This is a genomic window from Agrobacterium sp. K11, from assembly GCF_059429395.1.
The window spans coordinates 106271-132437 of the sequence record NZ_JCAHRB010000007.1 but is presented as its reverse complement, the minus strand read 5'-3'; the positions used below and the strand labels follow the sequence as shown (position 1 = coordinate 132437).

Annotated in this window: 23 protein-coding genes; 8 read left to right on the top strand and 15 right to left on the bottom strand. The window is 58.7% G+C overall.

Features of this window, described 5'->3' with window-relative positions:
- Positions 1–66 precede the first annotated feature (66 nt).
- Positions 67–2118, bottom strand: coding sequence for an excinuclease ABC subunit UvrC (uvrC, locus tag AC5SEO_RS14410; RefSeq protein WP_003512435.1), 2052 nt, complete (start codon positions 2116–2118; stop codon positions 67–69).
- Complete coding sequence (locus tag AC5SEO_RS14405) at positions 2115–2903, bottom strand: SDR family oxidoreductase (protein ID WP_025593002.1); 789 nt, start codon at positions 2901–2903, stop codon at positions 2115–2117. The genes uvrC and AC5SEO_RS14405 overlap by 4 nt, the downstream gene beginning before the upstream one ends.
- Positions 2904–3250: 347 nt before the next feature.
- Between AC5SEO_RS14405 and AC5SEO_RS14400 the strand changes: the two genes are divergently transcribed.
- Entirely contained in the window at positions 3251–3907 is a 657-nt protein-coding gene (locus tag AC5SEO_RS14400) for an outer membrane protein (RefSeq protein ID WP_003512439.1), read from the top strand.
- Positions 3908–4024: 117 nt separating this feature from the next.
- Here the strand turns inward: AC5SEO_RS14400 and AC5SEO_RS14395 are convergent, their stop codons facing one another.
- Complete coding sequence (locus AC5SEO_RS14395) at positions 4025–4621, bottom strand: glutathione S-transferase (RefSeq protein WP_174068173.1); 597 nt, start codon at positions 4619–4621, stop codon at positions 4025–4027.
- Between the two features lie 33 nt (positions 4622–4654).
- Complete coding sequence (locus AC5SEO_RS14390) at positions 4655–5428, bottom strand: ribonuclease T2 family protein (protein ID WP_013635860.1); 774 nt, start codon at positions 5426–5428, stop codon at positions 4655–4657.
- Between the two features lie 199 nt (positions 5429–5627).
- On the opposite strand from AC5SEO_RS14390, the gene AC5SEO_RS14385 reads away from it, so the two are divergent.
- Positions 5628–6563 carry a lysylphosphatidylglycerol synthase domain-containing protein gene (locus AC5SEO_RS14385; RefSeq protein ID WP_041694364.1) on the top strand — a complete coding sequence of 312 codons (936 nt, stop codon included), beginning with the start codon at positions 5628–5630 and terminating at the stop codon, positions 6561–6563.
- Positions 6564–6572: 9 nt separating this feature from the next.
- On the opposite strand, the gene AC5SEO_RS14380 is transcribed toward AC5SEO_RS14385, so the two are convergent.
- Positions 6573–7436, bottom strand: a complete 864-nt coding sequence (locus AC5SEO_RS14380; RefSeq protein WP_003512446.1) for a 23S rRNA (adenine(2030)-N(6))-methyltransferase RlmJ — start codon at positions 7434–7436, stop codon at positions 6573–6575.
- Positions 7437–7465: 29 nt separating this feature from the next.
- On the opposite strand from AC5SEO_RS14380, the gene AC5SEO_RS14375 reads away from it, so the two are divergent.
- Positions 7466–9685, top strand: a complete 2220-nt coding sequence (locus AC5SEO_RS14375; protein ID WP_174068174.1) for a molybdopterin-containing oxidoreductase family protein — start codon at positions 7466–7468, stop codon at positions 9683–9685.
- A 66-nt stretch (positions 9686–9751) separates the two neighbouring features.
- Positions 9752–10378, top strand: coding sequence for an NUDIX domain-containing protein (locus AC5SEO_RS14370; protein WP_025593009.1), 627 nt, complete (start codon positions 9752–9754; stop codon positions 10376–10378).
- Positions 10379–10790: 412 nt separating this feature from the next.
- On the opposite strand, the gene AC5SEO_RS14365 is transcribed toward AC5SEO_RS14370, so the two are convergent.
- From AC5SEO_RS14365 to purM, 3 genes are all read right to left on the bottom strand, one after another.
- Positions 10791–11726, bottom strand: coding sequence for an omptin family outer membrane protease (locus AC5SEO_RS14365; RefSeq protein ID WP_174068343.1), 936 nt, complete (start codon positions 11724–11726; stop codon positions 10791–10793).
- Positions 11727–11859: 133 nt separating this feature from the next.
- Positions 11860–12534, bottom strand: coding sequence for a phosphoribosylglycinamide formyltransferase (purN, locus tag AC5SEO_RS14360; RefSeq protein ID WP_495363887.1), 675 nt, complete (start codon positions 12532–12534; stop codon positions 11860–11862).
- Entirely contained in the window at positions 12531–13604 is a 1074-nt protein-coding gene (gene purM / locus AC5SEO_RS14355) for a phosphoribosylformylglycinamidine cyclo-ligase (protein WP_174068175.1), read from the bottom strand. Before purM ends, purN begins: the two co-directional genes overlap by 4 nt.
- Before the next feature lie 296 nt (positions 13605–13900).
- Between purM and AC5SEO_RS14350 the strand changes: the two genes are divergently transcribed.
- From AC5SEO_RS14350 to ppx, 4 genes are all read left to right on the top strand, one after another.
- Positions 13901–15040, top strand: a complete 1140-nt coding sequence (locus AC5SEO_RS14350) for an AI-2E family transporter (RefSeq protein WP_495363886.1) — start codon at positions 13901–13903, stop codon at positions 15038–15040.
- A gap of 2 nt (positions 15041–15042) precedes the next feature.
- Positions 15043–15771 carry a DnaA regulatory inactivator HdaA gene (hdaA, locus tag AC5SEO_RS14345; RefSeq protein WP_003512460.1) on the top strand — a complete coding sequence of 243 codons (729 nt, stop codon included), beginning with the start codon at positions 15043–15045 and terminating at the stop codon, positions 15769–15771.
- A gap of 98 nt (positions 15772–15869) precedes the next feature.
- Positions 15870–18068 (top strand): RNA degradosome polyphosphate kinase, encoded by a 2199-nt coding sequence (locus AC5SEO_RS14340; RefSeq protein WP_495363889.1) that lies wholly within the window; start codon positions 15870–15872, stop codon positions 18066–18068.
- On the top strand, positions 18065–19588 hold the full coding sequence (gene ppx, locus AC5SEO_RS14335; protein ID WP_174068176.1) for an exopolyphosphatase: 1524 nt from the start codon (positions 18065–18067) through the stop codon (positions 19586–19588). The genes AC5SEO_RS14340 and ppx overlap by 4 nt, the downstream gene beginning before the upstream one ends.
- 47 nt (positions 19589–19635) lie before the next feature.
- Here the strand turns inward: ppx and AC5SEO_RS14330 are convergent, their stop codons facing one another.
- From AC5SEO_RS14330 to rnd, 7 genes are all read right to left on the bottom strand, one after another.
- Positions 19636–20268, bottom strand: a complete 633-nt coding sequence (locus AC5SEO_RS14330; RefSeq protein ID WP_174068177.1) for a DapH/DapD/GlmU-related protein — start codon at positions 20266–20268, stop codon at positions 19636–19638.
- Positions 20269–20455: 187 nt separating this feature from the next.
- The gene (locus AC5SEO_RS14325; RefSeq protein WP_003512466.1) at positions 20456–20770 is read right to left on the bottom strand and encodes a hypothetical protein; all 315 of its coding nucleotides are present in this window, start codon (positions 20768–20770) and stop codon (positions 20456–20458) included.
- Between the two features lie 176 nt (positions 20771–20946).
- Complete coding sequence (locus AC5SEO_RS14320) at positions 20947–21294, bottom strand: YunG family protein (RefSeq protein ID WP_065688200.1); 348 nt, start codon at positions 21292–21294, stop codon at positions 20947–20949.
- A 159-nt stretch (positions 21295–21453) separates the two neighbouring features.
- Positions 21454–22809, bottom strand: coding sequence for an esterase-like activity of phytase family protein (locus AC5SEO_RS14315; RefSeq protein WP_174068178.1), 1356 nt, complete (start codon positions 22807–22809; stop codon positions 21454–21456).
- 149 nt (positions 22810–22958) lie between these two features.
- Positions 22959–23987: an adenylate/guanylate cyclase domain-containing protein gene (locus AC5SEO_RS14310; protein ID WP_003512469.1), complete on the bottom strand. Its 1029-nt coding sequence runs from the start codon at positions 23985–23987 to the stop codon at positions 22959–22961.
- A 185-nt stretch (positions 23988–24172) separates the two neighbouring features.
- On the bottom strand, positions 24173–24787 hold the full coding sequence (locus tag AC5SEO_RS14305; RefSeq protein ID WP_065688202.1) for a hypothetical protein: 615 nt from the start codon (positions 24785–24787) through the stop codon (positions 24173–24175).
- 137 nt (positions 24788–24924) lie between these two features.
- On the bottom strand, positions 24925–26085 hold the full coding sequence (gene rnd / locus AC5SEO_RS14300) for a ribonuclease D (RefSeq protein ID WP_003512471.1): 1161 nt from the start codon (positions 26083–26085) through the stop codon (positions 24925–24927).
- Positions 26086–26167: the final 82 nt, after the last annotated feature.

The following is a 26167-nucleotide window of genomic DNA, read 5'->3' as shown; positions in this document are numbered from 1 at the left end:
CGCCCCTGACGCATAGGGTCAACACGTTATTATGTTTTTTTAGCAGTTCGTTGCGACAGTGCGCCTTCAATCGCCACTGCTCTCATGGAAGTGATTGTAGATTTGCCGCGCTACGGCTTCTGAAATGCCGGTGACATTCATCAGATCGTTGAGGCCTGCGCGTGAAACCGCCTTTGCCGTACCGAAATGCTGCAGCAGCGAGCGCTTGCGTCCTGGGCCGATCCCCGAAATTTCATCCAGCGGATTGCGCACCATTTCCTTCTTGCGCCGCGCCCGGTGTGAGCCGATGGCAAAACGGTGGGCCTCGTCGCGCATGCGCTGGATGAAGTAAAGCACGGGATCGCGCGGCGGCAGGGAAAAATCGCTGCGGCCATCCGCAAAGAAGCGCTCGCGGCCCGCCTCGCGGTCCACACCCTTGGCGACGCCGATGGCAATCACGCTGTCGCGAATGTCGAGCTCATCGAGGATGGCACGCACCGCCGTCATCTGTCCCTGACCACCATCGATCAGGATAACGTCCGGCCAGGCGGGGAAGGGCATGTCCGCGGCTTCCTCGGGTGTGGGCGTCAGCGTCTGTGCGCGGTCGGGCTTGCCCTCTTCCTTCAACAGGCGCGAGAAGCGGCGGGTCATGACCTCACGCATCATGCCGAAGTCGTCACCGGGAGTGATGTCAGTCGATTTGATGTTGAACTTGCGATACTGGTTTTTCACGAAGCCTTCCGGCCCCGCCACCACCATGCCGCCCACGGCATTTGTGCCCATGATGTGCGAGTTGTCGTAAATCTCGATCCGGCGCGGCACGTAGGGAAGGTTGAAGGTTTCCGCGAACCCCTTCAGCAACCGCGCCTGAGACGAGGTTTCCGCCAGCTTGCGGCCATGCGCCTCGCGGGCATTGGCAAGAACATGGTCGGTGATGTCCTTCTTCTCGCCGCGCTGCGGCACGCTGATCGTGACCTTGTGTCCGGCTTTTTCGCCGAGAGCAGCGGCCAGCAATTCCTGTTCCTCCACGGTTTCGGAAAGCAGGATCTGCTTCGGCACCGGTTTGTCGTCGTAAAATTGCGCCAGGAACGCATTGAGGATTTCCGAGCCGGGCAGGGACGGGTCGGCCTTCGGGAAATAAGCGCGGTTGCCCCAGTTCTGGCCGGTGCGGAAAAAGAACACCTGGATGCAGGATATGCCGCCCTCGTGATGGATGGCGAAAACATCCGCCTCCTCGATGCCGGCCGGATTGATGCCCTGATGGCTCTGGACGTGCGAGAGCGCTGCCAGCCGGTCGCGATAGACGGCGGCGCGCTCGAAGTCGAGATCCTCGGCCGCCTCGTTCATCTGCCGGGCAATCGCGGTCTTGACGCTCTGGCTCTTGCCTGACAGGAAATCCTTGGCTTCCTTGACGAGTTCCGCATACCCCTCATCGCTCACCTCATGTGTGCAGGGGCCGGAACAGCGTTTGATCTGGTAAAGAAGACAGGGACGCGTGCGGGTTTCGAAAACGCTGTCGGTGCAGGTGCGGATCAAGAACGCGCGTTGCAGTGAATTGATCGTGCGTCCAACGGCTCCGGCAGAGGCGAAGGGTCCGAAGTAGTCGCCCTTGCGCGCCCGCGCACCCCGGTGCTTGAAAATCGCCGGTGCACGATTGTCTGCTGTGATCAGGATATAGGGAAATGACTTGTCGTCGCGCAAAAGCACGTTAAAGCGCGGCCGCAAGCGTTTGATGAGGTTAGCTTCCAGGAGAAGCGCCTCGGTCTCCGTGCGGGTGGTGACGAATTCCATATGGGCGGTCAGCCGCACCATCTGCGCAATGCGGTTGGAATGCACGCGACCCTGGGCATAGTTGCCGACGCGCTTCTTCAGCGAGCGCGCCTTGCCGACGTAAAGAACGTCGTTCGCCTCGTTGAACATGCGGTAGACACCCGGCGAGTTCGGCAGGTGTTTGACGAATTCGCCGATAAGATCCATGCCCTTCAGGCCGGATTCGTTTTTCCAGCCGGCATTCCAGTCCATGCCGGCAACGTCGCGCGGTGCCTCGGTCGCGTCTGTCGCGGCAAGGTTTGCATCGTCGTCTTCGTCATCGGTTTCATCGAAGAGAATACCGCCGTCAGGCAGCTTCTTTCCGTTCATTCAGGTATCTCCGCCACATCAGGGGTTTCCCAGCCAAGATGCTGGCCGCCATCGAGCGCGATCATTTGTCCGGTGATCGACGGCGTATCAAAAAGAAAGCGAATCGTCCGCCCGAACTCGTCGGGTTCCGGACCGCGCTTTAATATAAGGCCGTCGATCTGCGCCTGAAAGTCCTCCGGCGCCTGTCTTTCGCTTTTGAAGGAGGGACCCGGCCCGATGGCGTTGACGCGCACCCGCGGCGCAAAACTCTGCGCCATCGTCCGTGTGGCTGTCCAAAGGGCCGATTTCGAAAGCGTATAGGAGTAAAAACGCGGCGTAAGCGCAAGTACGCGCTGATCGATGATGTTGACGATCAGTCCGGATTTATCCTGAGGCAATTGCTGAACGAAGGCGGCCGCGATGAGGGAAGGCGCCCGCACATGCACGGAAAAATGCGCGTCGAAGATTGCCGGATCGGGCGTTTCTGCCGAATCGTCCAGAAAAATGGATGCGTTGTTGACGACGACGCCTATCGGGCCGAGCGCCGAAGATGCCTGTTCGACAAGCGCCATTGTTGGCGATGATTGTGTCAGATCCGCCTGAACGGCAACGGCCTTGCCGCCTTTTTGCCTTATTTCGTTAGCGAATTCCTCGGCTTGCGCCATGGAGGCATTGGCGTGGACGGCAATCGCAAAGCCATGCGAGGCCAAATCCGTGGCGATCGCCCGCCCGAGCCGCCGGGCGGCACCCGTTATCAAGACTGTCTTCGGTATATTTTCTTTCACAGCGGACCTGCATTTGCTCATACACGCCCTATTTGCTGGATATAATCGCAAATCGCAAGCTGTCCGTGGGCCGTAAAAGAATTGTGTGGATTTTTATTGGTAATGTAATTTAAATTTAATTTGAATATAACTAAGTTTAAATTCGATATATTGGAAATTAAGTTTCCGGTAGGGTTAATAAAACCCTTGTGGCAATTAGGCAACGTCTAATTCTAGTCACGTGTCTGCCCCAAACAATTCACATTTTGGCTCTTTGATCTCCGCATTCTCCCATCAAATTCAATTTTCAGAGGGGCGATTAACCCGACGAATTTACCGCGTCTAAAAACAATGTTTTGAGTACGGCGCGGTCCTGAAAGGAGAATAACATGCGTATTTTCGTAGCAACCATTATGGCTTCGACCATTGCAGCCGCTGGTTTCTCGGCTGCTCACGCCGCTGACGCCGTAAACGACGTGCCGCAGGCACCGGTAGCCTACGACCAGCCCGCTCCGGTCAAGAACTGGACCGGCGCTTACCTCGGTGGTACCGCCAACTACGATTGGGGCCGTTTCAGCTCCAGCAACGACGGCCGTGACGCCAAGGGCGCCGGCGGCGGCATCTACGGCGGTTACAACATGCAGAACGGCCAGATCGTTTACGGTGCCGAAGCAGACGTTAACCTCGGCCGCGAGCGCGGTTCCGCTGGTACGGTTGGTGGCAACGCCGTCGAAGGCAAGCAGGGCGTCAACGGCTCGCTGCGTGCCCGCGTCGGTTACGACATGAACCCGTTCCTGCTGTACGGTACGGCTGGTCTCGCAGCCTCCGACAACAAGGTACGTGACGCGACCTCCAAGGACAGCGCAACCGCCCTCGGCTACACCGTTGGTGCCGGCGTTGAAGCCATGGTTACGGACAACATCACTGCCCGTCTGGAATATCGCTACAGCGACTACCAGAAGAAGGACTACAGCCTGGACTCCGGCGCGTTCTCGCGCGGCTTCGACGACCACTCCGTCAAGGCCGGTATCGGCGTCAAGTTCTGATCCTTCAAGGATCGGTAAAAGAAAAGCCGGGGTTTACGCCCCGGCTTTTTTTGTTTTTGCCATCAGTTACAGCATCCATGCCCGGCGATCAGGCCAGGCATGGCGCTCACATTGGCGTCAGGCGGCAGCCCTCATGTCCTTATAGGCTTCGAAACGCTTGCCGAATGTCTCCGGCCATTGCGCCAGCGCCTCGTGCCCTTCGGCCCATTCACCTGCAAAACGCAGATCGAGATAACCGATCAACGCCGCAAGGGAGAAATGTCCGCCATGCAGCTTCTTGCCGGTTTTCGGCAGGTTGGCGTTGAGATGATCCAGACCCTTCACCGCCTTTTTCCACTGCTTGTCGATCCATGGCTGGTGAACTCTGTCCTCCGGGCGGGAACGGCGCTCGTAAACGATGGCCAGCAGGCAATCCATGATGCCGTCGCAGAGCGCTTCCAGAATTTCCGCTTCGGTGCGCTTGCCGTTCTTTTTCGGGTAGAGCTTGCCGCCCGAAAGGCGGTCTAGATAGTGCATGATCGCGACGCTGTCATAGACCGAGCCGCCATCGTCCAGAAGCAGGACCGGAATTTTGCCGAGCGGATTGTTGTCAACCAGCGTCGCGGGCTCGGCATTGGTGTCGACGGCGACGTTGGTAATGTCGATGCCGAGATGGCGGGCGGCCATGCGCACCTTGGCGGAGTAGGGGGAAGTGACGGAATAAAGCAGTTCCATAGTCGGGTCCTGACATATGTTGATGTGTGGGTATTAGCGAATGGGGACGATTTCGGTAGCGCTGACGCGGCAGCCCTTGCGGTCAAGCTCAGGGCAATCGCGGAATGTCATGTCCTTGTTGAGGCAGATACGGACTTCCTCAAGGCGTTTTCCGTCGCAGCTGATCGAGACGCCGCGTTTCGACATGCCGGGGTTGGCGTCGGTGAAGGCGGTTTCGATGGCTTCGGCGGAAAGGGTGGCGCCTTTAGCGCCCGAGGCAATCGTCTCCGGCAGCTTGACCGCCTCGAAGGCGGTTCGTGTTGCCGAAAAATAATCCTTTTGCGAAAGGCCGGAGCAGGCGCCGTGCTTGCGCCACTGGTGGCCGATCAGGCCCATGGAGGGCATGATGTCGAACATCGTGCGGCCGATTGCGTCGGGCACACGGTCCGGCTCGCTGCTCGTGCAGAATTCGGGGTATCCGGTTTCGTTTTGCGGCCAAAGCCCGTGTACGACGAAACCGTAACGCCTGTTGCTGCCGCATTGCTGGCGATTGCCGGAACCTTCGGAGCTGGCGCAGAACGCCGGCGACCAGGAGAGCGAAAGCACATAAAAATCGAAGCCTGTTCCGGCGGGCACAGGGTTTTTGCCCGTGTCTCGTCGGGCAATTTCCGGCTGGGATGTTTCGGGCCTGGAATTGCCGGCGGGCTGCGTTTGGGATTGGGTCTGCCGGTTGATTGCAGAACCGGTCGGGGCCGGATTTTCCCGCGAAAACCAAAGGGCCGCAAGCGACAGAAGACCGAGGGCGATGAAACCGGCATAACGCTTCATTTCGTGCACGTTCTCCGGAAAATGGACGACCTCGTATCGCCCGCAGACGACAAAGCGGTCTTACATAAATTTGTGAACGAGGCAAACGGGCAAAAAGGTTGAAAGCTTCGCCGCATAACGAATAGAGTCGAACGAATCTTCTGCGGAGTGCGGAAATCGGGTTGGGGTGAAGCTGGGGGAAATAGGCGGGCATGACCGCATGACATTGAAGAAATACATCTGGCCCGTCATTGGTCTGGCAACGATCGGTTTTTCGGCCTGGCTGCTCTATCACGAGCTGCGCGGTCTTTCACTCGATGATCTATGGGAAAGCCTCACGGCCATTCGCGCGCGGGACTGGGTGTGCTCCGGCCTGTCGACGCTTGTCGCCTATGCCGCCCTTGCAGGTTACGACCGCATCGCTCTCCAGCATCTCGGCCGGAAGGTAAACTGGTTCTTCATCACGCTCACCTCCTTCACCACCTACGCGCTTTCCCACAATGTCGGGGCATCCGTGTTTTCCGGTGCCGTCGTCCGATACCGGGCCTATACGTCCAAAGGGTTGAGCGCTGCCGAAGTCGGCATTCTCGTCGGCCTTTGTTCCTTCACCTTCATCATCGGAACGATCATGCTCATCGGTCTGGTGCTGGTCTACGAACCGGACATTACCGAGCGATTTACCGGGATCCTGCCCGTGGAAGCATCAACGACAACCGGCGTACTGCTGCTCGCCATCGTTGCACTTTATGTGCTCGGCAGTCTGTTGAAGCTGCGGCCGCTGAAAATCGGTTCGTTTTTTCTGCCATATCCCGTGCCGAAACTGGTGGCGCAACAGCTGGTCATCGGTCCGATCGAACTGATCGGAGCTGCAGGCATCATCTATTTCGCGCTGCCGGAAGCCGGAAATCCCGGTTTCATGGTCATTCTCGGGATTTTCCTGATTTCCTTTTCCGCGGCGCTCATCTCGCACGCGCCGGGCGGGCTTGGCGTGCTGGAGCTGGTGTTCGTCACCGGCCTGCCGGATATGAACCCGGCTGACGTGATTGCAGCGCTGCTGGTGTTCCGGCTGTTCTACCTCATCATCCCGTTCATCATGGCGCTTTTCGTGATCCTGTTCTTTGAGCGATCGCAGCTTGCACAGGCGCGGAAGGGGTGAGGTAAGCCCTCAATCCTCTTCCGGCTTTTCCTCGCCGCGCAGCCAGAAGGCGCGGTGCGAGGCGTATCTGTCCTGCGCCATCACCGTCTTCAGGAATGGCAGCAGCGTGTGCAGCTCGTCCTTCAGCGTGTAGGGCGGGTTGACGACGATGAGGCCTGAGCCGCTCAAGCCTTCCAGCCGGTCGCTTTTCACGGAAAGTTCCGCGCACAGCATCTTCGGAATATCGAAGGATTGCAGCCGCTCGTGGAAATCCTTGATCGGTGCGCCTTTTTTGAGCGGATACCACAGGCAATAGGTGCCGGTGGAGAAACGCCGATATGCCTTGTTCAACCCATCCGCCAGCCGCTGATATTCATTTTCAAGCTCGAAAGGCGGATCGACGAGGATGAGGCCGCGTTTTTCCTTCGGCGGCAGATGCGCGCCAAGCGACAGCCAGCCATCGAGCTCCGTCACCCGAACCTGATAATCTCCCTCGAATAGACGCGCCAGCGCGCGTGCGTCGTCCGGGTGCAGTTCCATGGCCGAAAGCCTGTCCTGCGGGCGGAACAGCATGCGCGCGAGCTTTGGCGAGCCGGGGTAGAACTGCATGCCGCCTTCGGGGTTGAGTTCCCTGACGGTGGAAAGATAGGGTTCCAGCAATTCGGCGACAGGGGCCGGCAGATCGGCGTCCATCAGCTTGCCGATGCCGGTCTGCCATTCGCCTGTCTTCTGCGCCTCTTCCGACGACAGGTCGTAGAGGCCGATGCCGGCATGAGTATCCAGCACCCGAAACGCCTTGTCCTTGTTCTGCAGGTAACGGACGAGACGGGCGAGAACGGCGTGTTTGAGAACATCCGCGAAATTGCCGGCGTGGTAGATGTGGCGATAGTTCATGGGATGTGTCTCGCTTCCCGATGGGGATGATGAATATTCTTGATGGACGTCACTTCGGCCTTTTTGCCGCGTCGCTGATGCAATATAGAAAAGACATGAACCTTGCGACCCCGATTTCCGCTAAAAACGCCACCCCGAAAGCCGAAAGTGCCATGCGCATCGGCCACACAGTCTGTCCGCACGACTGTCCGAGCGCCTGCGCGCTGGAAGTGGACATCACTGCCGATGGCCGCATCGGCCGCGTTCGCGGCGCCAATGCCAATACATACACTGCCGGCGTCATCTGCGCCAAGGTGGCGCGTTACTCCGAGCGTATCTATCATCCCGGCCGTCTTTTGACCCCGAAGCGCCGCAAGGGTGCGAAGGGTGCCGGCGACTGGCAGGAGATATCCTGGGCGGCGGCATTGGACGAGGTTGCCGACGCCTTCGTCAAAGCCGAGGCAAAGCACGGCGCCGAGGCCGTCTGGCCTTATTTCTATGCCGGAACCATGGGACAGGTTCAGCGCGATTCCATCGAGCGCCTGCGTCACGCCAAGAAATATTCCGGCTTTTTCGGATCGATCTGCACCAACATGGCCTGGACGGGTTATGTGATGGGTACAGGCGCGCTGCGCGGGCCCGATCCGCGCGAAATCGGCAAGGCCGATGTCGTTGTCATCTGGGGTACGAATGCTGTCGCCACGCAGGTCAACGTCATGACCCATGCGGTAAAAGCCCGCAAGGAACGTGGCGCGAAGATCGTCGTCGTCGATATCTATGACAATCCGACCATGAAACAGGCCGATATGCGCATCGTCCTGCGTCCCGGCACCGATGCAGCGCTTGCCTGCGCCATCATGCACATTGCCTTCCGCGATGGTTATGCCGACCGCGATTACATGGCGCGCTTCGCTGACGATCCGGTGGGACTTGAAGAGCATCTGAAATCGAAGACGCCGCAATGGGCGTCCGAAATCACCGGTCTTTCCGTGGAGGAAATCGAGGATTTCGCAAGGCTCGTGGGCACGACGAAAAAGACGTTCTTCCGGCTCGGTTATGGTTTCGCCCGCCAGCGCAACGGCGCGGTCGCCATGCATGCCGCCCTTTCGATCGCCACCGTTCTTGGCTCCTGGCAATATGAAGGCGGCGGAGCCTTCCACAATAACGGCGATATCTTCCGGCTCAACAAGGCGGAACTGATGGGCACAGCCTATGCCGACCCCAACGTGCGCCAGCTCGACCAGTCGCAGATCGGCCGCGTGCTGACGGGGGATGCGGAAGCGCTGCGACATGGTGGCCCGGTGACGGCGCTGCTCATCCAGAACACCAACCCCGTCAATGTCGCACCCGAGCAGCGGCTGGTGAAACAGGGTTTCCTGCGCGACGATCTTTTTGTTGCCGTGCATGAGCAATTCATGACGGAGACGGCCGAGTTGGCCGATATCGTGCTGCCGGCCACCATGTTCCTTGAACATGACGACATCTACCGCGCCGGTGGCCAGAACCACATTCTGCTTGGCCCCAAGCTGGTGGAGCCGCCGGAAACCGTGCGCACCAATCTCTTCGTCATCGAAGAACTGGCGAAACGTCTTGGTATCGACCATATGCCGGGCTTCGGTCTTTCAGCCCGCGACCATGTCGATCATATGCTGAAAGTCAGCGGCTGGGGCGATTTCGATACGTTGGCGGAAGAAAAATGGATCGATGCGCAGCCCTCTTTCGAGGTGGCGCATTATCTCGAGGGCTTTGGTTATGGTGACGGAAAATTCCGTTTCAGCCCCGAATGGGCGACAGGGCCGTCTCCAAACAAACCGCCGAAAAACATCGGCGTGATGGGACCGGTTGCGCAATTTCCGAAATTCCCGGATCAGGTAGATGTCATCGAAACCGCCGACGGAGAGCATCCTTTCCGACTGGCGACATCGCCAGCGCGCAACTTCCTCAACTCCACCTTCGCGGAAACGAAAACCTCCGTGCAGAAGGAAGGCCGTCCGGAAGTGATGATCTGTTCCGAGGACGCCACCCGCAACGGTATAGCCGATGGCGACATCGTGCGTATCGGCAATGGCCGCGGCGAAGTGCGTCTTCACGCGAAAATCGTGGAGGGTGCGAGGCCCGGCGTTCTGGTTGCCGAAGGGTTGTGGCCCAACAAGGCGCATCTGGACGGCGAGGGTATCAATGTTCTGACGGGCGCCGATGCCGTTGCCCCCTATGGCGGCGCGGCTTTCCACGACAATAAGGTGTGGCTCCACCGCGACGACGAAGCCTGAAAGGCTTGATATTGCACCGCAACAGGGCCAAGCTGAACACTTCCGCGACAGGCAAGGGAATATCCGGTGACACAGACGCAAGCGAAAAACGTTCCGGCCGACACTGATTCCGGCAGGGTCCGGCTGGTGGAAAAGGAAACGGTGTGGAAGGGCTTCGTGCATATGCAGAAGCTCATTTTCGATCAGCGCATGCCGGATGGCAAGACAATCCGCATCATCAGGGAAGTCCACGATCACGGCAGCGCCGCCGCCATCCTTCTATACGATGCCAAACGCGACAGCGTGGTGATGGTGCGCCAGTTCCGCCCTGCTGTCTTCGTGAACGGCGATCCAAGCTTCATGATCGAAGTGCCAGCGGGGCTCCTCGATGACGACAACGCCGCCGACGCCATTCGCCGTGAGGCGATGGAAGAATCTGGCTACGCGGTGGAAAAGGTCGAATACCTGTTCGACATGTATGCCAGCCCGGGAACGCTCACCGAAAAAGTCAGCCTCTTCGTCGCCCGCATCGATCTCGACGTGCAGGCCGGCAGCGGTGGCGGTCTGGAAACCGAAGGCGAGGATCTGGAGGTTCTGACCTACGGCCTCGACGAAGCCTTCGCGATGATCGCGTCCGGCGAAATCACCGATTCCAAGACGATTATTCTGTTGCAGTGGGCGATGTTGAACCGCGCGGCTCTACGCAAACCTTAAGCGAACGCAACGTTTTCCAGCTTTGCCGCAGCCGCAAGCTTCCTATCATGTGTTGCTAAAGGCACATTGTGCGAAATCGCAAGCGAGAGGTAGGCAGCATCATAGGCGGGAAGCGCATGTTTCGTGCCAGGCGGATGATGGAGACGTGATCGGCGATTGTGCCGTCCTCGTCAGACAGGAACCAAGCCGCGACTACCGAGGCGTCCACGACAAAGGCCATTACTTGCGGCCTTCTTCTTTCCACGCCTTGACCTCATCCGGAGTTGTCTTTTTTCGTTGCGACCGTTCTGTCCGCATCGCAGAGATGAGGTGTCGACGAGATTGAGGGTCAATCGCTTTTACGAGGCATGCCACAGCTTCGTTCTGCGTGCGATAATAACATCTTCTCCCGCCTCAACCGGAAGCCTTCAACTCAGAATCTGCCCTTTACGCCGGCCCCAACGAAAAGCGACTGCATATCGCCGCCCGCCGAATCTTTATAAAACAGGCCGGTAGTTCCGCCAGTCGGTGTGAGGGTTTTGTCACCGCGACCGAAGCTCGTATATTCGTATGCGCCATCCAGGTAGAGGGAGGCATTCTCAGTCAGGGCATAGGCGATGCCCGCTTTTGCTCCGAACATGCCGCCAACATGGAATTTGTCGGTGAAGCGGATCGAACGCATCCAGTGATCGTCCGTGGCTTTCGCATAGATCATTGCGCCGCCTTCGAGGCCGGCATTCAGCGACCAGTTCCCGAATTTGCGCCCACCGGTCACATTGCCGTAAAATACGGGGATTTGCTGCCGGTAGGTGATGGCTTTTTCGCTATTGTTGAACTCACCGACATTATTGCGAAATCCTCTCCAACTGTAGATGTAGTCACCGCCATAGGCGGACCACTGCACGTCGGTATAGCGAAAGCCGATACCGGCACTGACGTGCTGCAGCGGGTCTTCCAGCAGTGTTCTGTTGATTTCGATGCTTCCGGTCAGGTAGTGGTCGAGGCGAGTGTCGCCGTGCTGTGAGCGGTCGCTCCATCCAGTTTTCGATGTATCCCTGTAATAGGGAGGCAGCCAATCGTAGTCGGTCATGTAGCCATCGCCAGCAAAGCCGATTCGACCTTCCGTTTTTATGCGCCACTCGGGTGACAGCTCAAGTCCAAGCGATCCGCGTAACGCCATGGCATTTGTTGTTTTCCAGTCGAGTTGACTGTTTTTGTGGCTTCCGTTGTAAAAGGTCTCTGTGGCCTTGATGTTTAGAACACCGGCATCGAGCGAAGCGGTGATGCCGCTTTGCTCGGCGGCGAGCGGCAGGCTCGTACCCAACAGTAAAACGGCCGAAAGCGGCAGGGAAAACTTCGAAATTAGCATAATCGCTCCTGAATGACCGGAGGGCTCCAAAATGCGGGACCGTTGCGGGCATTAAAGGTGATTATGGTAAAAGTTCGGTTTATTTTAGAGGAAATACCACTTTAAGTATCTTTGTACTTTAGGGAAATATTTATCAGTAAGCAGAAATCAGGCTGGAATACTCAGATTTACTTGCGTCGCCGCTGGAAATGGCTTTCCCACCTTCCATCCGCACCTTGCCTTCCGCAAGCTGCTTCAGGGCAAGTGGATAAAGCTGGTGTTCAACGGTGAGTATCCGCGCCGCCAGCGTCTTGGCCGTGTCGTCGGAAAGAACCGGCACCGCGCCCTGCGCGATCGTCGGGCCTTCGTCCATGCCTTCGGTTACAAAGTGTACGGTGCAGCCGGAAATCTTCATGCCGCTGTCGATGGCGCGCTGGTGGGTGTGCAGGCCGGGGAAAAGCGGCAGCAGGGAAGGGTGGATATTGATAATGCGGCCTTCATAGGGGGCGATGAAATCCCCGGAGATCAGCCGCATGTAACCGGCAAGACAGATGATATCAGGCGCAATCTCGCCAAGTGCGGCCAGAATGGCGCCCTCATGCTCGGCTTTGCTGGCATAGGTCTTGCGCTCGAAAACGAGCGTGGGAATACCGAACGCCTGTGCCTTTTCCAGCCCGCCTGCCGACGCCTTGTCCGAAATTACACAGGCGATCTCGGCCGGAAAATCCGTCTCCTGACAGGCCTTGGCAAGCGACACCATGTTGGAGCCGCTGCCGGAAATGAAAACGACGACACGTGCGCGGCCAGATCGAGAGGCGGCGCTCATCATAGGCTGAGGGCGCCCTTGTAGATCGTGCCGTGCGCACCCTCTTCGCGGGCGACCATGCGGCCAAGCGGGAACACGGTCTCGCCTTCCGCCGTCAGAGCATAGGTGACCTTGGCGGCATTTTCAGCCGAAACGACCACGATCATGCCGACACCGCAGTTAAACGTGCGCAGCATTTCTTTGGCTTCAACGCCACCGGTTTTTGCAAGCCACGAGAACACAGCCGGAACCTCGATCGCGTCGAGATCGATCTCGGCGGCGAGATGCTTGGGCAGAACGCGCGGAATGTTTTCCGGGAAGCCGCCGCCGGTAATATGCGCCAGCGCCTTCAGCGCGCCGGTCTCGCGGATTGCCTTCAAAAGCGGCTTTACATAGATGCGCGTCGGCGTCAGCAGCGCTTCGCCAAGCTTCTTGCCATCTGCGAAGGGTGCCGGGGCGTCCCAGTCAAGGCCGGAGATCGAAACGATCTTGCGCACCAGCGAAAAACCGTTGGAATGAACGCCGGAGGACGAAAGTCCAAGAATGACGTCGCCTTCGGAAATATCGCCGGCGGGCAGAAGCTGGCCACGTTCGGCAGCACCCACGGCAAAGCCCGCGAGATCGTAGTCGCCATCGGAATACATGCCGGGCATTTCAGCGGTTTCACCACCGATCAGCGCACAGCCGGATTCGCGGCAGCCGGCTGCAATGCCGGAAACGATGGTAGCGCCCTGATCCGGGTCGAGCTTGCCGGTCGCGAAATAGTCGAGGAAGAACAGCGGTTCTGCGCCCTGCACGACGAGATCGTTGACGCACATGGCAACGAGGTCGATGCCGACGGTGTCATGGAAATTCGCATCGATGGCGATCTTCAACTTGGTGCCGACGCCGTCATTGGCGGCCACCAGAACCGGATCGTTAAAGCCTGCGGCCTTCAGATCGAACAGGCCGCCGAAGCCGCCGATTTCGCCATCCGCGCCGGGACGCCGCGTCGAGCGCACCGCCGGTTTGATCTTTTCGACCATCAGGTTGCCGGCGTCGATATCCACACCTGCGTCACTATAGGTAAGACCGTTCTTGCCCGACTGGCTCATCGCTCTCGTCTCCGCTGGTTCCTTTGGCGTCGCCATTCGCACGGGACGGGGCCCGATGCAAGGGTTTGAGTGGCAAAAGCTCCGGTTTTTAACGGCTTTGCGACGGTTTGACGTTTTGTGTGCCTCGGGCCTCTCGACGGCGATATGCGCAGCGCAGACTTGAAAACCCGTCGTCGTTGCACGGACCTGGCAACCGCCGTGTCTATCGCTGCCGGGCCACCGGCCTTGACCATGTGCATATGCGCATCCTATCTCCATCATGGGCAATGACGGCACGGCGACAAGAGGATGAACGGATGCAACCCCATGTGAGCGGTACGAGCCTGCGCCGGCAGGTTTTTTTCTGGATAGGCGTGCTTGCCGTCTTTATCTTTTTCCTGATGGTCTTCAGCTCCATCCTCCTGCCTTTCGTGGCGGGCATGGCGCTTGCCTATTTTCTCGATCCGGTTGCCGACTGGCTGGAGTGCCGAGGCCTCAGCCGGTTGATGGCGACCGTCGTTATCCTCGTCTCCTTCGTGCTGATTTTCGCGCTGTCGCTCATCATCATCATTCCGCTGATTGCCGCCCAGGCATCCGAATTCATCACGCGCATCCCGCAATATGTCTCGTCCCTGCAGCAGTTGATCGCCGGTGCGGACGCCAATCTGCTGCCTGACTGGGTGAGCAACCAGATCAATGCAGTGAAGGAGAATTTTTCCAAGCTGCTGACCGAAGGCGCGGGCTTCATTGGCACCCTGCTGACGCAGATCTGGAATTCCGGCAAATCGCTGGTCGATGTCATGTCGCTGCTGGTCGTCACACCCGTCGTCGCCTTCTACCTGCTGCTCGACTGGGACCGGATGATCGACAAGGTCGATAGCTGGATACCGCGCGACTACGTGCATACGGTCCGCCAGATCGCCCGCGACATGGATAGGACGATTGCCGGATTCGTGCGCGGGCAGGGGTCGCTCTGCCTCATCCTTGGTGTTTATTACGCTGTCGGCCTGTCCTTGGTGGGCCTGAATTTCGGCCTGCTGATCGGCCTTTTCTCCGGCCTTATCAGCTTCATTCCATATATTGGTTCGATGGTCGGCCTCATCCTTGCCGTCGGCGTTGCCATCGTGCAGTTCTGGCCTGATTATATCTATGTATTTCTGACACTTGCCGTGTTCTTTTCCGGCCAGTTCATCGAAGGCAACATCCTGCAGCCGAAGCTCGTCGGCAGCAGCGTCGGCCTGCATCCGGTATGGCTGATGTTCGCATTGTTCGCCTTCGGTGCGCTTTTCGGTTTCGTCGGCCTTCTGGTCGCCGTGCCGGCGGCGGCAGCCGTTGGCGTGCTTGTCCGCTTTGCATTGTCGCGATATCTTGAAAGCGATCTTTACCATGGGCACGCCGCCAACCTTCCCTGGGAAGAACAGGAAACGTCCTCCGGCAAGGTTGACTCTCAGGGCTAACGATGACTGACCAAATCAAAAACGACAACGCCCGGTCGAAGGCCGAGCAGCTGCCGCTCGCATTCTCACACCAGTCCGCTTCTGGAAGGGACGATCTTCTCGTGTCCGACTCGCTCAAGGCTGCCGTCAGCCTTGTGGATGAATGGCCGAACTGGCCTTCGCCCGTGGTGGTGCTGGCCGGGCCTCCGGGTTCGGGAAAATCGCATCTCGCCAATATCTGGAAAAATATCAGCAGCGCGCAGGATATCCACCCGCAAGCCGGTGTTGGCGCTGCGCGTCTTGCCGAAACCGGAGCGGTTCTGTTCGAGGATGCCGATCGCCGCGGTTTTGACGACACCGAACTTTTCCATGTCATCAACAGCGTGCGCCAGCACGGCACCACGCTTTTGATGACCAGCCGGCAATGGCCGGCCGCATGGCCGGTGACCTTGCCGGACCTGCGCTCACGCCTGAAAGCCGTGACTGTGGTGGAGACAGGCGAGCCCGACGAGGGTCTTCTGGCACAGGTTCTGGTGAAACTCTTCGCCGACCGGCAGCTTTATATGGATGACAAACTCATAGGCTACATCGTCAACAGAATGGAGCGTTCACTCGATACGGCGCAGACGATTGTGGACCGTATCGACAGGCTGGCGCTCTCGCGTGGAACAAGGATAACCCGTCCCTTGGCGGCGGAAGTCCTTAACGCGATGGGCGAAGGGACAAGGGGTAGCGGGCTGGAGGTCGATTGACTGTCACAGTTCCGTCGTCAAACTGTTATACGGGCAAGAGGGACGATCGCGGGATGCAGCAGGATCACGGGACGGAAAGTCAGGGGATGGTACAGGACATGGGCGCTATTGTGCAGGACGACTTCAACAAGGTTCAGCCGGTGACCGAGGGCGAGAATCTCTGGGACAGCCCCGCGCGCTTCATCAACCGCGAATTCTCCTGGCTCCAGTTCAATCGCCGTGTTCTGGAAGAAACGCTGAACACGGATCATCCGCTGTTGGAGCGACTGCGTTTTCTGTCCATCTCCGCCGCCAACCTCGATGAATTCTTCATGGTTCGCGTCGCCGGCCTCGAAGGCCAGGTGCGCCAGAAGATTACGGTCAAGACACCTGACGGCAAGACACCAGCCGAGCAGCTGGAAGATATTCTGAAGGAAATCGACAATCTTCAAATGGAGCAGCAGGCTTCGCTTGCGGTTCTGCAGCAATATCTCGCCAAGGAAGAAATCTTCATCGTGCGGCCTGCCGCACTTTCCGAAGCGGATCGTACCTGGCTGGGCACCGAGTTCGAGGAACGTATTTTCCCGGTGCTGACGCCGCTGTCCATCGACCCTGCGCACCCGTTCCCCTTTATTCCGAACCTCGGTTTCTCGATGGGCCTGCAACTCGACAGCGTCAACGGCCGCGAGCCGATGACAGCGCTGTTGCGTCTCCCGACGGCGCTCGACCGCTTCGTTCGTTTACCGGATGAGAAAAACGCCATCCGCTACATCACGCTTGAAGATGTAGTCGGCCTGTTCATTCACCGTCTCTATCCGGGCTATACCGTCAGGGGATTCGGCACGTTCCGCATCATCCGTGACAGCGATATCGAGGTGGAGGAAGAGGCGGAAGATCTGGTCCGCTTCTTCGAAAGCGCGCTGAAGCGCCGCCGCCGCGGTTCGGTTATCCGCATTGAGACCGACAGCGAAATGCCGCAGTCGCTCCGCCAGTTCGTGGTGCACGAGCTTGGCGTGCCTGATAATCGCGTTGCCGTTCTGCCCGGCTTGCTCGCGCTCAACACCATCTCGGAAATCGTGCGCGCACCGCGCGACGACCTGAAGTTCGAGCCTTACAACGCCCGTTTCCCCGAGCGCGTGCGTGAACATGCCGGCGATTGCCTTGCCGCCATCCGCGAAAAAGACATGGTGGTTCACCACCCCTATGAAAGCTTCGACGTGGTTGTGCAGTTCCTGTTGCAGGCTGCGCGCGACCCCGAAGTGCTCGCCATCAAGCAGACGCTTTACCGCACCTCCAACGACAGCCCGATCGTTCGCGCGCTGATCGACGCGGCGGAAGCCGGCAAATCCGTGACCGCGCTGGTCGAATTGAAGGCGCGTTTCGACGAAGAGGCGAACATCCGCTGGGCGCGCGATCTGGAGCGGGCCGGCGTGCAGGTGGTGTTCGGCTTCATCGAACTCAAGACGCATGCCAAGATGTCTATGGTGGTGCGCCGCGAGGACGGCAAGCTCAGAACCTATTGCCACCTCGGCACCGGCAACTACCACCCGATCACGGCCAAGATCTATACCGACCTGTCCTTCTTCACCTGCAACCCGAAGATCGCCCACGACATGGCGAATATCTTCAACTTCATCACGGGTTACGGCGAACCGGAAGAGGGCATGAAGCTCGCCATTTCGCCCTATACGCTGCGTGCGCGCATTGTGAAGCACATCAACGAAGAGATCGAGCACGCCAAGCGCGGTGCGCCGGCGGCGATCTGGATGAAGATGAACTCGCTGGTCGATCCCGAGATTATCGATACGCTTTACCGCGCCAGTGCGGCCGGCGTGGAGATTGATCTCGTCGTGCGCGGCATTTGCTGCCTGCGCCCACAGGTTGCGGGTCTGTCGGACAATATCCGCGTCAAGTCGATTGTCGGCCGCTTCCTCGAGCACAGCCGAATCTTCTGCTTCGGCAATGGTTTCGGCCTTCCGTCCGACAAGGCGCTGGTCTATATCGGCTCCGCCGACATGATGCCGCGCAACCTTGATCGCCGCGTTGAAACGCTGGTGCCGCTCACCAACCCCACCGTGCACGAGCAGGTTCTTTCACAGATTATGCTGGGCAATCTCATTGACAACCAGCAGAGCTACGAGATACTTGCGGACGGAACGTCGAGGCGCATCGAGGTGCGTAAAGGCGAAGAACCGTTCAACGCGCAGCACTATTTCATGACCAATCCCAGCCTTTCCGGACGTGGTGAAGCCCTGAAATCAAGTGCGCCCAAATTGATTGCCGGGTTGATTTCTTCCCGCAAGAAACAGGCTGAATGACTCGATCAGAAGCACAGGGGCGGCTGACCGGCCTTGCCCCCGTTTCCGTCATAGATATTGGTTCGAACTCCGTTCGTCTCGTCGTATATGAAGGTCTTTCCCGCGCGCCCGCCGTGCTGTTCAACGAAAAGGTCCTTTGCGGTCTCGGCAAGGGACTGGCCCTCACGGGCCGGATGCATGAGGAAGGCGTCAGCCGGGCTTTGATGGCGCTGCGTCGCTTCCATGCGCTTTCCGAACAGGCGCAGGCGCAGCAACTCTACGTACTGGCGACAGCGGCAGCGCGTGAAGCGGAAAACGGCCCGGATTTCATCCGTGAAGCCGAAGCCATACTTGGTTGCGAGATCGAGGTCCTGTCCGGCGAAAAGGAAGCGCTTTATTCCGCCTATGGCGTGATCAGCGGTTTCCACGACCCGGATGGCATTGCAGGCGACCTGGGCGGCGGTTCGCTGGAACTCATCGACATCAAGGGCAAGAACTGCGGCGAGGGCATCACCCTGCCGCTCGGCGGCCTTCGGTTGTCGGAACAATCGGATGGCTCGCTGGAGAAGGCGACGACAATTGCCCGCAAGCACGTCAAATCTTTCGCAAAGCTGCTGGCGGCCGGCGAGGGGCGTACCTTTTATGCCGTGGGCGGCACGTGGCGAAACATCGCCAAGCTGCACATGGAGATCACAGGTTATCCGCTGCACATGATGCAGGGATATGAATTGCCGCTGGCGGAAATGCTGAATTTTCTGGAAGAAGTCATCGTCTCCAGGGACAGCAAGGACCCGGCCTGGCAGGCGGTCTCCAAGAACCGCCGTTCGCTTCTGCCGTTCGGCGCCATCGCCATGCGTGAAGTTCTAAAGGCGATGAAGCCGGCAACGATCGCCTTCTCGGCGCAGGGCGTGCGCGAAGGTTATCTTTATTCGCTGCTGACGGAAGCGGAGCGGGATACCGACCCGCTGTTGGTCACGGCCGACGAGCTTGCCATTCTGCGTGCCCGTTCGCCCGAACATGCGCGCGAACTGGCCGACTGGAGCGGCCGCACCTTTCCGGTCTTCGGCATCGAGGAGACGGAAGAGGAAAGCCGTTACCGGCAGGCGGCCTGCCTTCTGGCCGATATCAGCTGGCGTGCACATCCGGACTATCGCGGCCTCCAGGCGCTCAACATCATCGCCCACTCCTCCTTCGTGGCGATCACCCATCCGGGCCGCGCTTATATTGCGCTTGCCAATTATTACCGCTTCGAAGGGTTGAACGACAACGGCACCACACAGCCGCTCGCCGCCATGGCGGGTGACCGCCTGCTGGAACTCGGCAAGTTGCTCGGCGGCCTGCTGCGCGTCGTTTACCTCTTCTCAGCCTCCATGCCCGGTGTCGTTGATCACCTGAAATTCCGCAAATCCACCACTCCGGATCTGGATCTGGAATTCGTCGTACCACACGCCTATTGCGATTTTGCCGGCGAGCGTCTGGACGGACGCCTGCAGCAACTGGCGAAACTGACGGGCAAGCGGTTGGCGTTTGTGTTCGAGTAACGGGCAGACGCCGGCCATTTGGCACCGCAGACAGTTGTGGAGCTATACTAGGACCAGCGCTGACAAAAGGCGTCGATATCGCTTGATTGAAAGTAGGCTAGCCGCGCCATGATCGTCTCGAAGGGCCAGTCCCACCAGGCGATTTTGGCAAGCTTCCCCGCCACGGTTTGCGAAAACCGCTCGCGAATGATCTTCGCGGGAACACCGCCGACGATGGTGTAGGGCGGCACGTCCTTGGTGACGACCGCGCCTGCTGCGAGCACGGCGCCGTCTCCAACCTTCACGCCCGGCAGCACGATGACCCCGTGACCGATCCAGACATCGTGACCGATGACGGCGCGATCATCCTTGCGGCGATCGAAAAAAGCGTCGTCGCGCACCGCCTCTGTAGCGTAATATTCCGGGCAGTAGCTGAAACGGTGCATGGACGGTCGGTCCATTGGATGGTTCGGTGCGCCAATCCTGACGTCCGCGGCAATAGCGCAGAATTTCCCGATTGTCGCATCACCGACAATACAACGGGGTCCGAGGTAAGAGTAATTCCCGAGTTCGACGTTGTGCAGAGAGGTATCGGCCAAAATTTCGCAGCAGCTACCTATGTTCGAGTCCCTTATGCTTGCCGTCGAATGGATAACTGTCTCTGCGAGCTTGGGGCGATTGAGTTGTGCGGTTGAGTGCATGCCTGTCTCCGGATTTCGGCCTGCGTAACCGGGGACTATGAAGGGCATATGACATGAAATTGCGAAGGCAAGCCGATTAGGCCAGATATCCTTTTGAAATGCAGATCGTGTACGCGCTTTGCTTGGAACGAAATCAGGCTTCACACAGCGCCGTCAGCCGCCGGAACCATCCGCGGTCGCAGCTTTTTTACTTCCAGTAATGATCGGATATGTTTTGGGCATTCTGAATGATGTGACGCGCGACTTCGGGATCTCCGCCCTCGAATGTTTCCAGGTCGGCTCCGCATAGCAGCAGGAAAAGCTGCTGGTGTGCGACAGCGGCAAAATAGTCATGAGGCGGTGGCTGTATTTCAGACCCGATTGACTGGAGTTCGTCAGCAGCCTGTTTGCTTGCACGCTCAAGCGCTGCGAAAATAGTGGACACCATCGCCGATTCTGTCCGTTGCAATATATCCTGAACCTGCCGTTCGGCGGGCGTCAGGACCGGGCAGCTCTCACTCATCGCACAACTCTCCTCTCGGCACACCTCGTTTACCTGCGGTACTATGCCATGGATTGTGTCTGCTTTGAGAGGAGAAGCTGAAGTTGTGGATTTGAAACCGCAAACGAAAAACACGACAGACCGAAATCGGTTTGTCGCCGAGACAAACCGGTCGCCTCGCTACAAGCCGTTATTATTCAACCGTGCCCCAGCGCCTTCCTGATACAGGCGCTGAGATAGGCATATTGCAGGGGCGTGGCCCTTGCCATCGCCTCCGTGCGGGTGGCGGGCCTGTCCTCGTAACCGACCGGAATATCGAACTGGGTGAAGGTGAAATCCCAGCGGATGCCGTTGACGATATTGTAGAAATGGTCGGCGCCGCTAACGACGGTTTTGGCGAGGTCGCCACCGAAAATATCCTGCACCACAAGAGCTGTAACGCCGCCTTGCCCCCTGGCTGGGTTTTCTCTCGACCACAGGCTGCTGGTTTCCAGCGACCAGCTTTTCCTCAGGGCGTAATACAGTCGTTCGGCATTGTCCTGCATGACGGGTCTTTCCTGTTTCGGAACCGGGTTCCGGGTCAGGTTGGGTCGGTACAGTAACGGAGCGCCTCGCTTCCTTTTGCAGGCCGCAGGAACGCTCCGTTCAGTTGAGATTGCGCCGATGCGCTGACGGTGCCGGAACGAATTCCGGCACCCTTTTCCTTACTTCGCGTCGAGAAGGTCCTTGACTTCCAGCAGGACGAACTCGTTGTCGTCAGCCTTGTCCAGCGCACGACCGGCCGAGAAGGGCAGGTTGTTGTCGTTGCCGACGATGATATGGGTGGCGTCGACACGGTCGACATTCTCGATGGTCACGAACGGCATGTCGTAGAAACCGTTGCCGCCGCCCTGACGCTTCCTGTTATCAGGATCGGAGATCTTCAGCAGATCGATATAGCCGATCTTGCGCGCTGCCTTGCCGGCATTGGCGTCGTTGAATTCGATCTTGTAGATGCGCTTGACCTTGGAAGGTACGGCAAAGCAGTTTACATCCGGCTTCTTCGGGTCAGCGCAGGCCTTGTCGGCGGTGCCGGCGCCATTGTCACGCTCGATGACCAGCGCGGTGCTCTCGTCCAGCATGTTGAAATCGCCGATGGCTTCGCCACCTTGCGCCAGCGGGTAGAGCCAGGTGCGGCCTGTCCATTCCTTCTTGGCGGTATCGAGCTCGATGATGCGAAGGGCGGTTGAGCCGTCTTCGGTCTTTTCGACCTGACCTTCGGCGGTGTAGAGCGGGCCTTCGAGAAGGCCGTAAAGCTTCGAGCCGTCCTTGGAGAGCGCCATGCCTTCATAACCACCTGATCGTTTCAGGTTGAAAGCGGGCATTTTCTGCGTGGGGTTGCCGGGCAGTGCCAGGGTCGGATGATCCGGGGACTTCACCTCGATATCGCCGGCCTTGGTGGCGATGACGTCGGTCAGCTTGCCGTCGCGGGTGAATTTCAGGATGTAGGGACCGAACTCTTCGCCCACCCAGAAGCCGTCGGCAACGGGCTGAATGGATTCGACGTCGAAGTCGGCGCCCGTCAGGTAACGTTTGGTCGAACCTTCCATGACGATGGGGAAGGGAGCTTTCTTGTCCGGGTCGGAAAGGAACACCGTCTCCAGCGCGTTGACCTTGCCGGCATCCCAGTCGAATTTGATGTGGTGGAGCATCAGCATGGCGTCGCTGGAGTTGAGCTTCGAGCCGAAACCATTATCGGAAAGGCTCCAGAAGCTGCCGTCCGCCATGGCCTTGATGCCGGAAAAGCCCTGCATGGCCTGGCCGTTGAACGGCATGGAGAGGCCGGTCGGGCGAACGCCATCCTTGCCGGGCACGGTGCCGAGACCCTCGGCGCGCTTGCGGTCGGCCGTCGTGAACTTGGCGGATGTCTTGAGGTATTCCGGCGCATCGGCAGGTGCTGCGATGATGGTGTTGGCGGGCAGAATGGCGTGCGAGACCAGCTTTGCCGAAAACTCCTGCTCTGCATGGGATGCGGTTGCGAGCGCAAGAACGGCGAAAGGTGCGAAAAGAATATGCTTCATGGTGGAGACCCCTCAATGCCTGTTGAAGACAGGACTGAGGCGATAGGGGTGCCACATGACAGGCAGGTGATTGCAGTTTGAAGCTTTGATGAATTTTGATGACGGGCGGCCTCGGAAACGAAGCTACCCGTTTGTTTTCAGGGGTTTTTTCAGGCGGCTGGGGCCTGATATTGGCTGAGCGTACACACGCCGAGCGTCTGCCCGCGTCCCTTGACAGCATGTTCGCCGAGATATTCGCTGCGAACACCTTTGGGTAGCACCAGCTGATGGGCGAGATCGGCCGAAATCAGCACGGGATGGCCGAGCATCTTGCTCAGTGATTCGAGCCGCGAAGTGGTGTTCACCGTGTCGCCAAAATAGGTGATCTTGTGGTGATCGACGCCGATTTCGGCTGTTATGACCGGCCCGCCATGAATCGCAAAGCGAAGGCGCGGCACTTCGCCGAAACGGGCGAGCCACATGTCGCGCTTGTCCTCGATGGTCGCCTGGATATCGAAAACACAGCGCACGCAGGCTGCCCGCCTTATCGCCATGTGATAGGGCCAGGTGATGATGGCCGCGTCGCCGATGTAGTCGTCAATGACGCCGCCATGTCTTCTGACGGGGGCTGCGTAGCTCGCGAAGATTTCGCCCAGAAACTCCTGCGCCTTCAGGTCGCCATGGGTTTCGGCAAACGAAGTGGAGCCGACGAGGTCGATGAAGATGAAGACGCGGTCTTCGCTGACTGGACGGCGATAGCGCCCAAGGATGAGATCGATGAAGATGTCACGGCCCAGCAGTTCGCGCACGCGCATGATGAAAACGATGATGCCGCAGACGATGAGGGTGAAGATCAGTGTCTGCACCTCGGCATGCACCGCCCGTTTCCAGGTGCCGGGAAATATGCCGCTAACCCACAGAATGGTACCGCCAAGCCCGAAGCCACAGAAGACGAGGACGGCGTAGATGATGAGGCCGACGGCAATATAGGCCGGTGTCGGCAATGCGCTTACCTGCCGCGACAGACCGGGCAGCACGTAACCACGCTCGAAGGCGAGGATTGGCGCACAGGCGAACAGCGCATAGGTGGCGCCAATGAGCGCGCCGCCGCCATATTCCAGAAACGCGTAGGCCACCCCGCTGCCGGCCACGGCAACGAAGAGCACCACGTAATCCAGAATGGGCAGCAATTTTCTCATGTCGGTTCTTGATCTCGGGGAAGGGAAGCGTCGTGCCCCCGTCAGGCGAAGCTTCTGTTCAGGTCATATGCGACATTAATGTGGAAAATGCGCTGCAAAAAGTGACCATTCGGTAAGGTCACATGAAGGATTGGAAAGGCTGTTGCCCCGTTGCCGCAAAAGGGCTGTGCACCCGGCTCTACTACTTAATAGGATGTTCTGTAATAGACCGTTTCAAGCGGCGATTGCGGACGGTCGTCCGGCGAGCGGTTCGACCATGTGACGGGGAAGGCGGCAAAACGCAGCCGGTTGCCGTCTATCCATGCCCGGTCGAACAGGGTTTCTCCCTTGCTGGCAAAGGTGATGGCCGCGCAGGTCCGACCATCGACATCGAAGGGAATATTCTCTTTCCAGCCAGTCAACCCGCAGCCGATACCCTTCGGGTCACCATTATAATGCTCGACAACCGCGGGGTCGTTGGGCGTCATGGCGATTGAGGTGACGGTATGGGCAAAGAGCATGCTGTCGTTGTCCTTCAGGCCACCATCCAGCGTGCCTTCGTAACGCACCTGCACCGTGGGCTGCTGGCAGCTGCTGCGGGCGTAAATCTGTGAGACAGCATGCATGCGGCCACCGCGTATGGTGATGCGCGTGACGATGCCGTGACGATCGTTCTTGCCGATCTTAAGGCAATCGGTCGTCCATTCGCCCTGAAGATCGACCTTGCCGTCATCGGCGCGCGCTGACGTGGATGAAAAAGTAGGGAAAATGCCTGCGGCCGCGATAGATGCGGCCAACAGCAGAGCACGGGCAGGTTTCATGGAAATACCCTCAAAGCGAGACCATCTGCAAAGAGATGGACCGCGATGCGGGCAAAATTTGGGTTGGCGCAGGTCCGGTAAAAGCAGAAGCGCTTTCGCGTCCGCACAACGCGCAAAACTGTGCGAGGCGCGGGCGATCAGGCCTCGCTCACCGCCACATCAACCGCCTCGACCTTCTTGCCGGCGAAACGCAATGCTACTTCGCCATTGATGAGCTTCAGCGCCACATCGCCAAACAGTTCGCGCCGCCAGCCGGTCAGCGCTGCCACGGTGGCAGCCTCGCCCTCGGAAGCGATCTTGTCCAGATCTTCGCTGTTGGCGATGACCTTTGCTGCGACGCCGTGCTTGTCTGCCGTCAGCTTCAGGAGAACTTTCAACAGCTCCACGGCAGCGCCGGAGCCTTCCGGTGCGTGGCTGTGACGTGGCGCCTTCGGCATTTCCTCTTTCGGAAGTGCCAGCGCCGCATTCACGGTCTCGATGATGGCCGTACCGGAGGAGGAGCGCTCCCAGCCCTTCGGGATGGTGCGAAGCCGCGACAGCGCCTCGGTGTCCTTCGGCTGCTGCTGTGCGATTTCGAAGATCGCATCGTCTTTCAGCACGCGTGAGCGCGGCACGTTGCGCGACCGCGCCTCACGTTCACGCCATGCTGCTACAAATTTGAGGATGGCGAGTTCAGTCGGCTTGCGCAGGCGCGATTTCAACCGCAGCCAGGCATCGTCGGGATGCATGTCATAGGTTTCGCGCGATTCCAGAATGTCCATCTCTTCGGTCAGCCAAAGCGAGCGGCCTTCACGCTCCAGCTGCGCTTTGAGCGCTAGATAGACATCACGCAGATGGGTGACGTCGGCCAGCGCATAATCCAGCTGCTTTTCCGTCAGCGGGCGGCGGCTCCAGTCCGTGAAGCGTGAGGATTTGTCGATCTGCACATTCTTGATCCTCTGGACCAGCTGGTCGTAAGAGATCGAATCGCCGAAACCGCAGACCATGGCCGCGACCTGCGTATCGAAGATCGGGTGCGGAATAAGCCCGCCAAGATGATAGATGATTTCGATATCCTGACGCGCCGCATGGAAAACCTTCACGACATCGGGATTGGCCATGAGTTCGAACAGCGGCGTAAGGTCGAGACCCTTGGCGAGCGGGTCGACCAGTACCTCAAGGGTAGGGCTCGCCATCTGCACGAGACAAAGCTCGGGCCAGAAGGTCGTCTCACGCAGAAACTCGGTGTCGATGGTAATGAATTCCGATTTCGCCAGTTCCGTGCAGGCTTCGGCGAGGGCGGCAGTCGTTTCAATCATTGCAAATGGCCACTCGTGAAAATTATCCGTCTTACTTTCCCTTTGCCGGGCGCATGTCAATACAAAGCCCGCTTTTGAAGGC

Coding starts and splice junctions, on each gene's coding strand:
- uvrC (WP_003512435.1), bottom strand. CDS start 2,118: ATGAACGGAAAGAAGCTGCCTGACGGCGGTATTCTCTTCGATGAAACC.
- AC5SEO_RS14405 (WP_025593002.1), bottom strand. CDS start 2,903: ATGAGCAAATGCAGGTCCGCTGTGAAAGAAAATATACCGAAGACAGTC.
- AC5SEO_RS14400 (WP_003512439.1), top strand. CDS start 3,251: ATGCGTATTTTCGTAGCAACCATTATGGCTTCGACCATTGCAGCCGCT.
- AC5SEO_RS14395 (WP_174068173.1), bottom strand. CDS start 4,621: ATGGAACTGCTTTATTCCGTCACTTCCCCCTACTCCGCCAAGGTGCGC.
- AC5SEO_RS14390 (WP_013635860.1), bottom strand. CDS start 5,428: ATGAAGCGTTATGCCGGTTTCATCGCCCTCGGTCTTCTGTCGCTTGCG.
- AC5SEO_RS14385 (WP_041694364.1), top strand. CDS start 5,628: ATGACATTGAAGAAATACATCTGGCCCGTCATTGGTCTGGCAACGATC.
- AC5SEO_RS14380 (WP_003512446.1), bottom strand. CDS start 7,436: ATGAACTATCGCCACATCTACCACGCCGGCAATTTCGCGGATGTTCTC.
- AC5SEO_RS14375 (WP_174068174.1), top strand. CDS start 7,466: ATGAATATTCTTGATGGACGTCACTTCGGCCTTTTTGCCGCGTCGCTG.
- AC5SEO_RS14365 (WP_174068343.1), bottom strand. CDS start 11,726: ATGCTAATTTCGAAGTTTTCCCTGCCGCTTTCGGCCGTTTTACTGTTG.
- purN (WP_495363887.1), bottom strand. CDS start 12,534: ATGATGAGCGCCGCCTCTCGATCTGGCCGCGCACGTGTCGTCGTTTTC.
- purM (WP_174068175.1), bottom strand. CDS start 13,604: ATGAGCCAGTCGGGCAAGAACGGTCTTACCTATAGTGACGCAGGTGTG.
- AC5SEO_RS14350 (WP_495363886.1), top strand. CDS start 13,901: ATGCAACCCCATGTGAGCGGTACGAGCCTGCGCCGGCAGGTTTTTTTC.
- hdaA (WP_003512460.1), top strand. CDS start 15,043: ATGACTGACCAAATCAAAAACGACAACGCCCGGTCGAAGGCCGAGCAG.
- AC5SEO_RS14340 (WP_495363889.1), top strand. CDS start 15,870: ATGGGCGCTATTGTGCAGGACGACTTCAACAAGGTTCAGCCGGTGACC.
- ppx (WP_174068176.1), top strand. CDS start 18,065: ATGACTCGATCAGAAGCACAGGGGCGGCTGACCGGCCTTGCCCCCGTT.
- AC5SEO_RS14330 (WP_174068177.1), bottom strand. CDS start 20,268: ATGCACTCAACCGCACAACTCAATCGCCCCAAGCTCGCAGAGACAGTT.
- AC5SEO_RS14325 (WP_003512466.1), bottom strand. CDS start 20,770: ATGAGTGAGAGCTGCCCGGTCCTGACGCCCGCCGAACGGCAGGTTCAG.
- AC5SEO_RS14320 (WP_065688200.1), bottom strand. CDS start 21,294: ATGCAGGACAATGCCGAACGACTGTATTACGCCCTGAGGAAAAGCTGG.
- AC5SEO_RS14315 (WP_174068178.1), bottom strand. CDS start 22,809: ATGAAGCATATTCTTTTCGCACCTTTCGCCGTTCTTGCGCTCGCAACC.
- AC5SEO_RS14310 (WP_003512469.1), bottom strand. CDS start 23,987: ATGAGAAAATTGCTGCCCATTCTGGATTACGTGGTGCTCTTCGTTGCC.
- AC5SEO_RS14305 (WP_065688202.1), bottom strand. CDS start 24,787: ATGAAACCTGCCCGTGCTCTGCTGTTGGCCGCATCTATCGCGGCCGCA.
- rnd (WP_003512471.1), bottom strand. CDS start 26,085: ATGATTGAAACGACTGCCGCCCTCGCCGAAGCCTGCACGGAACTGGCG.